The 8599-nt window shown below is 60.4% G+C and carries 9 protein-coding genes; 4 read left to right on the top strand and 5 right to left on the bottom strand.

The features are described from left to right. Positions 1–160: 160 nt before the first annotated feature. Complete coding sequence (gene aspS, locus BUB54_RS19210; protein WP_048879486.1) at positions 161–1948, bottom strand: aspartate--tRNA ligase; 1788 nt, start codon at positions 1946–1948, stop codon at positions 161–163. A gap of 70 nt (positions 1949–2018) precedes the next feature. Here aspS and rnd point away from each other — a divergent pair, with 70 nt between their 5' ends. Further along, the gene (gene rnd, locus BUB54_RS19205; protein ID WP_048879484.1) at positions 2019–3224 is read left to right on the top strand and encodes a ribonuclease D; all 1206 of its coding nucleotides are present in this window, start codon (positions 2019–2021) and stop codon (positions 3222–3224) included. Then, complete coding sequence (locus tag BUB54_RS19200) at positions 3221–3568, top strand: MmcQ/YjbR family DNA-binding protein (RefSeq protein WP_048879483.1); 348 nt, start codon at positions 3221–3223, stop codon at positions 3566–3568. Before rnd ends, BUB54_RS19200 begins: the two co-directional genes overlap by 4 nt. Here BUB54_RS19200 and BUB54_RS19195 read toward each other — a convergent pair. From BUB54_RS19195 to argH, 4 genes are all read right to left on the bottom strand, one after another. Continuing rightward, the gene (locus tag BUB54_RS19195) at positions 3565–4449 is read right to left on the bottom strand and encodes a LysR substrate-binding domain-containing protein (protein ID WP_048879482.1); all 885 of its coding nucleotides are present in this window, start codon (positions 4447–4449) and stop codon (positions 3565–3567) included. The two genes, BUB54_RS19200 and BUB54_RS19195, sit on opposite strands and share 4 nt — an antisense overlap. A 295-nt stretch (positions 4450–4744) precedes the next feature. Beyond that, positions 4745–6079, bottom strand: a complete 1335-nt coding sequence (lysA, locus tag BUB54_RS19185; RefSeq protein ID WP_048879480.1) for a diaminopimelate decarboxylase — start codon at positions 6077–6079, stop codon at positions 4745–4747. Position 6080: 1 nt separating this feature from the next. Then, positions 6081–6206, bottom strand: coding sequence for a lipoprotein (locus BUB54_RS21675; RefSeq protein WP_241869407.1), 126 nt, complete (start codon positions 6204–6206; stop codon positions 6081–6083). Next, the gene (gene argH, locus BUB54_RS19180) at positions 6203–7630 is read right to left on the bottom strand and encodes an argininosuccinate lyase (RefSeq protein ID WP_048879485.1); all 1428 of its coding nucleotides are present in this window, start codon (positions 7628–7630) and stop codon (positions 6203–6205) included. Before argH ends, BUB54_RS21675 begins: the two co-directional genes overlap by 4 nt. Between argH and BUB54_RS19175 the strand changes: the two genes are divergently transcribed. Both BUB54_RS19175 and BUB54_RS19170 read left to right on the top strand, forming a co-directional pair. Beyond that, positions 7629–8213, top strand: a complete 585-nt coding sequence (locus tag BUB54_RS19175; RefSeq protein ID WP_048879479.1) for a TlpA family protein disulfide reductase — start codon at positions 7629–7631, stop codon at positions 8211–8213. The genes argH and BUB54_RS19175 overlap by 2 nt on opposite strands. Positions 8214–8302: 89 nt before the next feature. Then, on the top strand, positions 8303–8599 hold a 297-nt coding region (locus BUB54_RS19170; protein ID WP_139285015.1), incomplete at its 3' end, for a transposase.

The following is an 8599-nucleotide window of genomic DNA, read 5'->3' as shown; positions in this document are numbered from 1 at the left end:
CTGTCCAATGTAACAATCTCAAGCGCCGTCTGCGGCGAGGATGGTTTCTTCAGCATCACAACAATGAATCAAAAACCCCCGGCTTGCGCCAGGGGTTTGTCAGCAGTCTGAAGGGGCCCGCTTGCGGGGCCCCTTTTTTATTGCGCTCTTTTTAGGGAGCTTAGCTCTTCACTACCTTCGGCGGTAGGGCGATGGCCAGGGAGAGTTCCTTCAACCGCGCGCCCGGCACCGGAGCCGGTGCGCCCATCATCAGGTCCTCGCCCTGCTGGTTAAGCGGGAAAGCGATGACCTCGCGGATGTTTGGCTCATCGGCCAGCAGCATCACGATACGGTCGATGCCAGGCGCAGCCCCTCCGTGCGGCGGGGCGCCGTAGCGGAAGGCATTGAGCATACCGCCAAATCGGGCTTCCACCTCTTCTGGCCCGTAGCCGGCAATCTCAAAAGCCTTCAGCATGACGTCAGGCCGGTGGTTACGGATGGCGCCGGAGGAGAGTTCAATGCCGTTACACACGATATCGTACTGGAAGGCCTTGATGGTCAAAGGGTTCTGCGTCTCCAGCGCCTCCAGGCCGCCCTGCGGCATGGAGAATGGGTTGTGGGAGAAGACGACCTGCTTTAGTTCCTCATCATATTCATACATCGGGAAATCGACGATCCAGCAGAACTTGAACTCCCCTTCCTTGATCAGCCCGAGGTCATTGCCCAGGCGTGTACGTACCGTGCCCGCGAACTTGGCGGCGGCGTCCGGCTTACCCGCGGCGAAAAACACGGCATCGCCCGCCTTCAGTCCGCAAATCTCGCGGATCCGCTCGACTCGTTCAGCTGCGAGATTCTTGGCGATCGGCCCCAGGGCGCCAGCCTCATTGAAGGTGATATAGCCAAGGCCGCCAGCGCCTTCATTGCGTGCCCACTCATTCAGCTTGTCAAAGAAGGAGCGCGGATTGCCGCCTGCACCCGGCGCCGGAATGGCGCGCACGATACCGCCGCCGTCAATGATCTTAGCGAACAGCCCGAAGCTGGAGCTCCGGAAGGCTTCCGTCACATCTGAAATAATGATCGGGTTGCGCAGGTCCGGCTTGTCCGAGCCATATTTGAGCATCGACTCGTCATAGGGGATACGCACGAACGGAGGCGTGCCGACATCCCGGCCATTGGCGAACTCAGCGAACACACCGTGCAGCACGGGCTCGATGGTGTTGAATACGTCTTCCTGCGTGGCGAAGCTCATCTCGAAATCGAGCTGGTAGAACTCACCCGGGGAACGGTCCGCACGGGAGGCTTCATCACGGAAGCAGGGGGCGATCTGGAAATAACGGTCGAACCCGGCCACCATCAACAGCTGCTTGAATTGCTGCGGGGCTTGCGGCAGCGCGTAGAACTTGCCCGGATGGTTGCGGGCCGGCACCAGGAAGTCGCGTGCGCCCTCGGGGCTGGAAGCGGAGAGGATTGGCGTCTGGAATTCCATGAACCCAGCCTCGATCATACGGCGGCGGAAGCTGGAGATAACCCCGGCGCGCAGCATGATGTTCTTGTGCACCTGTTCGCGGCGCAGATCCAGGAAGCGGTATTTCAGGCGCAGTTCGTCCGGGTAATGCTCATTGCCCGCCACTTGCATGGGTAGCACATCGGCATGGCCTTCCACGGTCATTTCAGCCACGCGCAGCTCAATCTCGCCGGTGGGAAGTTTGGGGTTCTGTGTGCCTTCGGCGCGGGCTACCACTTCACCCGTCACGGTGATCACCGACTCGACGCGCACCGCTTCAGCCGCCGCGAAGCAGGTGGAACCAGCCGGGAACACGCATTGAGTAATGCCATAATGGTCGCGCAAATCAATGAAGAGCAGACCGCCATGGTCGCGCTTGGCATGCACCCAGCCGGAAAGCCGGGCCGTTTGGCCGATATTTGCCGCCCGAAGCGCGGCGCATGTGTGGGTGCGATAGGCGTGAATCTGTTCCATGGGGCGCGAAAGAAACCGGGACCTGCTTCCTGTCAAGCGGGGCAGGGGGTATGGGAGGGTCATGAGCGAAAACAAGATCGAATTCATCGCCACCAGCGAGGCTCTGGAGGCCCTTTGCACGCGTTTGGCTGGGGAAACATTCCTCACGGTGGACACCGAGTTCATGCGTGAAAAGACCTATTACCCGGAGCTATGCCTAGTGCAGATTGCCGGAGCGGATGATGTGGCGGTGGTTGACGCCATGATTCCTGGCATGGATCTGGCGCCGCTGGGGCGGCTGCTGGCCAAACCGGACGTGGCGAAAGTGTTTCACGCCTGCCGGCAGGATGTCGAAATTTTCCTGAATTTGTTCGACGCCGTGCCCACTCCATTGTTCGACACCCAGGTGGCGGCCATGGTAGCCGGGTTTGGGGACCAGGTGGGGTATGATTCGCTCGTTCAGGCGCTCACTGGCGGGCATATCGATAAAGCGCATCGTTTTTCGGACTGGTCAGCCCGGCCGCTGTCCAAGTCGCAGATCAATTATGCCGCCGCAGACGTGACCCATCTGCGCGAGGTGTATGAGAAACTGCAAGCTAAGCTGGAGAAAGAAGGGCGTTTGGAATGGGTGAGGGAGGAAATGGCCATGCTCACCAAGCCCGAAACCTACCGCGTGGACCCGGAACGCGCCTGGGAGCGGTTGAAAATCCGCTCCCATAATCGCCGCCAGTTGGGGATTGCCCGTGCCATTGCCGCATGGCGCGAGCGTGAGGCGCAGCGGATCAATATTCCGCGCGGACGGCTACTAAAGGATGAGCAGATCCCTGAAATCGCCTCCCTGGCCCCGGCTAGTGCCGAGGTGCTGGCTAAGGCGCGGGGCGTTTCCGCCGGGTTCGCCAATGGCAAGTCCGGTGCCTCTTTGCTGACCGCGATCGCTGAAGCCAAGGCGCTCCCGGATACCGATTTGCCAAAGCCCGAGCGGCAGCGTGACGCGCCAAAAGCTTCTCCTGCGTTGGTTTCGCTGCTGAAAGTGCTGCTGGCCGCGGCGGCGGAGAAAAACAATGTCGCCCCCCGTCTAGTGGCGGGTAGCGATGACATTGAGAGCTTGGCACTGGACGAAACCGCCCCCAACCCGGTGCTAGAAGGCTGGCGCCGGGAGATGTTCGGTGAGACGGCATTGCGGCTGATTCGCGGGCAGATCGCGCTTTCCACCCAGGGCAAGCGGATCAAGATCGTCGAACTGAACTGTAAGGCTGTGCCAGAAAGCGCCCCGGAACAGCCTCAATGACCCGGCTCGCCGCCTTCGATACGTTCTGCGCTCGGCTGCCCGGTAGCTATATGGTTGTGCAGTGGGGCGGCAGCCATGTGCATAAGGTGGGGCCCAAAATGTTTGCGGTGGGCGGCGGTTTTCCGGGGGAGGATGGCTATGTGTTCAAGGCCACGCCACTAGCCTTCCAAGTGCTGCGCGAGCAGAGGGTAGCAATCCGCGCGCCTTATCTGCCGCGCGGTAACTGGCTGCGGGTGGAAGGCGGGGCGATGAGCAATAAAGAGCTTTTCGCCAATATCGAGCAATCTTACCGAATGGTTGTGGCTAGCCTGCCGCGCGCCGAAAAAGCCAAGTTGGGCGGTTAGGCAAACTCGGCCTTCAACCAGTCTGAAAAGACCTTCGCGGCGGGGCTGAGTCGGTCGAAATTCGGTGCCACCAGCCAATAGGCACCACAGGGGATAGAGGTTTCAAACGGCTGCACCAGATCGCCGATGCGCAGCATGTCTTCCACCAGTACATTATCGCCGAGTGCAACGCCATGCCCGCGCGCGGCGGCATCCAACGCCAAGGAGGTGCCCGCGAAGAGTGGCCCGGGCTGCGGAGGCACATCCGGTAGCCCCGCAGCGACGAACCATTGCTGCCAATAGCTACGCTTTTCCTCATGCAGCAAGGGAAGCGCCAACAGGTCCGATGGGGTGAGGGGTGTGCCATCCTGCGGTAGTAAGGTGGGTGACAAAACAGGGGACATGACGGCCTTCACCAGAAGCGCCGCCTGCATACGCGGCCAAGAGCTTGCCGAGCCGCTCCAGCGGATTCCGATTTCGGCTTCCCCGGCGCGGAATTCAATCATTCTGGCCTCGGAGACGATCATCACCTCGATATCAGGGTAGGTTTCCCGAAAGCGATTGAGACGGGGGATCAGCCAGCAAGCCGCGAAGGAGGGCTCGACGCTGATTTGCAAGGGCTTGTCCGGCGGCGCGGCGCGGATGTCCTCTAGAATCCGGGAGATATCATCGAAGCTTTCCGTCAGCAGGTTGAGCAGTGTCTGGCCGCGCTCCGTTAGCACAACCTGCCGGTGACGGCGCACGAACAGATCATGCCCCAGCATTTCTTCCAGTTCCCTGATCTGCCGGGAAATGGCGGCCTGGGAGACGAACAGTTCCTCCGCCGCCAAAGTAAAACTTTGGTGGCGCCCGGCAGCTTCAAAACTGCGTAAGGCGGTTAGCGGCAGGCGCCCGCGTTTCATCGCATAACCTCAAGTCATCCGACGTGGACAATATACTCGTTTGAGGCGAGTGCCTATCCTGCCCTACATAATCTCCATCGATTAAGCCTTGAAAAGGAGATTTTAAAATGTCGAGGGCGTTGGGCAATATGCTGCTGATGATGTTCGGCGGTCATGGCAGCTCACGGGAGCAGGATTTGCGTGAGCTGCCACAAGAAAAGATGCCGGTGGAGGAACACTCTACCGTGGTACCACGCAAGGCTAAACCGAAGCCTGTGGCACCACGTTTGATTGGACCTCTAACGGTTATGCATTGTCATGAGGGGGCCTGATCAGGCCCTGGGACAATTTCTCCATCCCAAAGTGACTGGATGTCTTGGCGCTTTGTAATCAGCATGAACCCGCCTTTGTCGACCAGCACGGCGGCAGGGCGGGGACGGGCGTTGTAGGTGCTGCTCATCACCGCGCCATAAGCCCCCGTATCCAGAAGCGCCACGCGGGTGCCTGGCTTTAAATCAGGCAGAGCGCGGTCATTGGCGAACTGGTCGGCGGATTCACAAATCGGGCCGACCACGTCAGCCGGGCTAAGGGCGCTGCGATAGGCGGTGGCGTCCAGCGGTAAAATGCCGTGCCAGGCTTCATACATGGCCGGGCGCATCAGGTCGTTCATCGCCGCGTCCAGCACCACGAAGCGCTTGCCCGCCTGCTTCTGCAAAATCACGGAACCGAGCAGCACCCCAGCCGGACCGGCCAGGTAGCGCCCGGGCTCCATCATCAGCCGCACACCTAGCCCGTTCGTGACTTGACGCACCACCGCCGCGAAAGCATTGGGGGAAAGCCCAGGCTCGTCCTGATAGCCGATGCCAAGCCCGCCGCCGATATCCAGCACCTCTACGCTTTGTCCAGCTTCGCGCAGAGCGCGGACCATTTCAGCGCCTTTTTCATAGGCCAAGTGGTAAGGCTCGGTGGACAGAATCTGGCTACCGATATGCATGGCGATACCCGCCACCCGCACGCCGGGCAGCTTGGCCGCGCGTGCATAGAGGTAGGAAATGTCCACTGCTGCAATGCCAAACTTATTTCCCGCAAGGCCGGTGGTGATTTTGGCATGCGTGCCGGCATCCACATCCGGGTTCATCCGCAGCGCGATATTCGCCACCACACCCAGGCGGGAGGCAACGGCGGAGATCATCTCCACCTCCTCAGCGCTTTCGGCGTTGATCTGCCCAATACCGGCACACAGCGCGGCCTCCAGCTCTGCTTCAGACTTGCCGACGCCGGAATAAACCACATCCTTCGCCACGATACCCGCCTGGGCCGCGCGCAGGAACTCGCCAATGGAGACAACGTCCGCCCCGGCGCCTTGTTCGCGAAACAGGTTCAGGACAGCAAGATGGTCATTGGCCTTAACCGCGTAATGGATGTGCATGGGCACATTCTCAGCCGCGAAAGCATCCCGCAGGGCGGCGTAACGGGCGCGCATCGTGCCCGCGCCATACACCCAGACCGGGGTACCGTATTTATCCGCGATCGCGTTCAACGGCACGCCTTCCAGGCATAAACCGTCCTGAGCGTGCATCTCCAGTTGCGGGCGGGCGGCCAGCAGATCCTGCAGGTCAGGGTCGGGGCCGGTGAAGTTCATGTCGGCCATGTTATTCAGGGCTCGGGTAGGAGTGAGGGTAGGTGATGTTCTGCGCCGGGCCAGGCGGCACGGGCGCGCCGCGGCGCCCGCACCCGGCCAAGGCTGCGAGGCAGAGCAAGGCGAAAACCAGTCTCATGCCAGTCTCTCCAGCCAAAGCGCAGCCTGCTTTGCCACATTGGCCGGGGCGGTGCCGCCATAAGAGACCCGGGAGGCGACAGACGCCTGTACCGTCAGCACTTCAAAGATTTCGTTCGTGATGCGCGGCTCAACGCTCTGCATGTCCGCCAGCGTCAGGTGAGAGAGGTCAGAATTTTTATCCTCGGCTAAGCGCACCAACTGACCGGTGGTGTGGTGAGCGTCACGAAACGGCATTTTCAGCACCCGTACCAGCCAGTCAGCCAGATCGGTCGCAGTGGAGAAGCCAGAGCCCGCCAGCGCTTCCATACGGTCTTTATTCGCCTTCATGTCCCGCACCATGCCTTCCATGGCGGCGAGGCTGAGCGAGATGGCGGCCACGGCGTCAAACACCGGCTCCTTGTCCTCCTGCATGTCCTTTGCGTAGGCCATGGGCAGGCCCTTCATCACGGTCAGCAAGCCTGTCAGCGCGCCGAAAATGCGGCCGGTTTTGGCTTTGGCCAACTCGGCGGCGTCCGGGTTACGCTTCTGCGGCATGATGGAGGAGCCGGTGGTGAACGCATCCGACAGCTCAATGAGCTTATAAGGAGAGGAACACCAGATGATGATCTCTTCCGAGAAACGTGAGAGATGCATCGCGCAGATGGATAGGGTGGAGAGGAATTCCAGCGCGAAATCACGGTCTGAAACCGAATCGAGCGAGTTCGCGGTGGGTCGGGCAAAGCCAAGCGCTTCAGCGGTAGCGTGGCGGTCAATAGGGAAAGACGTTCCGGCCAGGGCGGCGGCGCCCAACGGGCACTCATTCAACCGGGTGCGGGCATCCTGCAGCCGTCCGGCATCGCGGGCAAGCATTTCCACATAGGCCAGCAAATGGTGACCAAAGGTAACAGGCTGAGCGGTTTGAAGATGGGTAAAGCCAGCCATGACCGTGGTTGCGTGCTCAGCGGCGCGTTCAGCCAGGGCTTTCATCAAACTATGAATCTGGGCCAGAATACCGTCTATGGCATCGCGTACCCAAAGTCGGAAATCCGTGGCGACTTGGTCGTTGCGGCTGCGCGCCGTGTGCAGGCGCCGCGCCGCCTCGCCGATGCGCGCGGTCAGCCGTACCTCGATATTGGTGTGGATGTCTTCCAGCGCCTCGGAGAATTCAAACGTCCCGGCCTCGATCTCAGCCGCGATCGCCTCCAGGCCGGCTTTGATGGCGGCCTGATCCTCATGGGTGATGATGCCTTGCTTGGCCAGCATTGCCGCGTGGGCCTGGCTGCCTGCGATGTCTTGCCGCCACAGCTTGGAATCAAAGCTGATCGAAGCATTAATGGCCTGCATCACCTCGGCGGGTCCGGCGTCAAACCGCCCGCCCCATTGCAACTGGCTCTTTACCGGAGTGCTGTCTTTGTCCGTCAAACCTAAACGCCCTTCACTCATGCGGCGGTCACTCATTGCCACCGCCCCTGCCTTAGCCCTGGGCGCCGCTATGAGCAATCGCGCCGAGGCGCAAACCGAATCAGACGACCTGCCGGATGCGACCTCCGCCTGGACTGTTTTTGCTCCCGTGCCCCCCCCGCCTTTGGGGTTTCATGACGTCAAGGGCAAGAAATTATCCTTGGCCAATTTCAGGGGGCATGTGCTGCTGGTGAATCTTTGGGCCACTTGGTGCGGTCCCTGCAAGGAGGAATTACCAACCTTTGCCGCTCTGGCGCCGAAGCTGAAGTCTTTTGGTGGGCTAGTGCTGCCTATCTCCATCGATGTTGATGGGGTGGCGGCCGTGCGAGCTTATTTTGAGCTGCGAGGGATCAATAATCTGCCGATCCTGGTGGATCCTTCAGGTGATGATCTGGATATGATGCAGACCAACGGCATTCCCGTGACCATGGTGGTGAACCCTGAGGGTAAGGCTGTGGCACGGCTGGATGGCGCGGCTGACTGGGACACTGACAAGGTAATTGGCTTCATGAAACATCTGGCGGAGGGCCTTAAGCCGAAGCCGGACGATTTCACTCAGGCATGAAGCCGTAAAAAAGGGGCCCCGCAAGCGGGCCCCTTCAGACTGCTGACAACCCCCTGGCGCAAGCCGGGGGTTTTTGATTCATTGTTGTGATGCTGAAGAAACCATCCTCGCCGCAGACGGCGCTTGAGATTGTTACATTGGACAGCCTGGTCCCGGCGGACCACCTGCTGCGCAAGATCGACGCTGTGATTGATTTTACGTTCATCCATGATCTGGTGGCCGGGCTCTACTGCCCGGATAATGGGCGGCCGCCGCTGGATCCGACCTTAATGTTCAAGGCGCTGTTCCTTGGCTACCTGTTTGGCATTCGCTCGGAGCGGCAACTGGTGCGCGAGATCGAGGTGAATGTCGCCTATCGCTGGTTTTTGGCGCTAAAGCTGACGGAT

The organism is Acidocella aminolytica 101 = DSM 11237 (assembly GCF_900129125.1).
GTDB classification, from domain to species: Bacteria; Pseudomonadota; Alphaproteobacteria; order Acetobacterales; family Acetobacteraceae; genus Acidocella; species Acidocella aminolytica.
This window is presented reverse-complemented; position numbering and strand designations above follow the sequence as displayed.

Coding starts and splice junctions, on each gene's coding strand:
- rnd (WP_048879484.1), top strand. CDS start 2,019: ATGAGCGAAAACAAGATCGAATTCATCGCCACCAGCGAGGCTCTGGAG.
- BUB54_RS19200 (WP_048879483.1), top strand. CDS start 3,221: ATGACCCGGCTCGCCGCCTTCGATACGTTCTGCGCTCGGCTGCCCGGT.
- BUB54_RS19195 (WP_048879482.1), bottom strand. CDS start 4,449: ATGAAACGCGGGCGCCTGCCGCTAACCGCCTTACGCAGTTTTGAAGCT.
- lysA (WP_048879480.1), bottom strand. CDS start 6,079: ATGGCCGACATGAACTTCACCGGCCCCGACCCTGACCTGCAGGATCTG.
- BUB54_RS21675 (WP_241869407.1), bottom strand. CDS start 6,206: ATGAGACTGGTTTTCGCCTTGCTCTGCCTCGCAGCCTTGGCCGGGTGC.
- BUB54_RS19175 (WP_048879479.1), top strand. CDS start 7,629: ATGCGGCGGTCACTCATTGCCACCGCCCCTGCCTTAGCCCTGGGCGCC.
- argH (WP_048879485.1), bottom strand. CDS start 7,630: ATGAGTGAAGGGCGTTTAGGTTTGACGGACAAAGACAGCACTCCGGTA.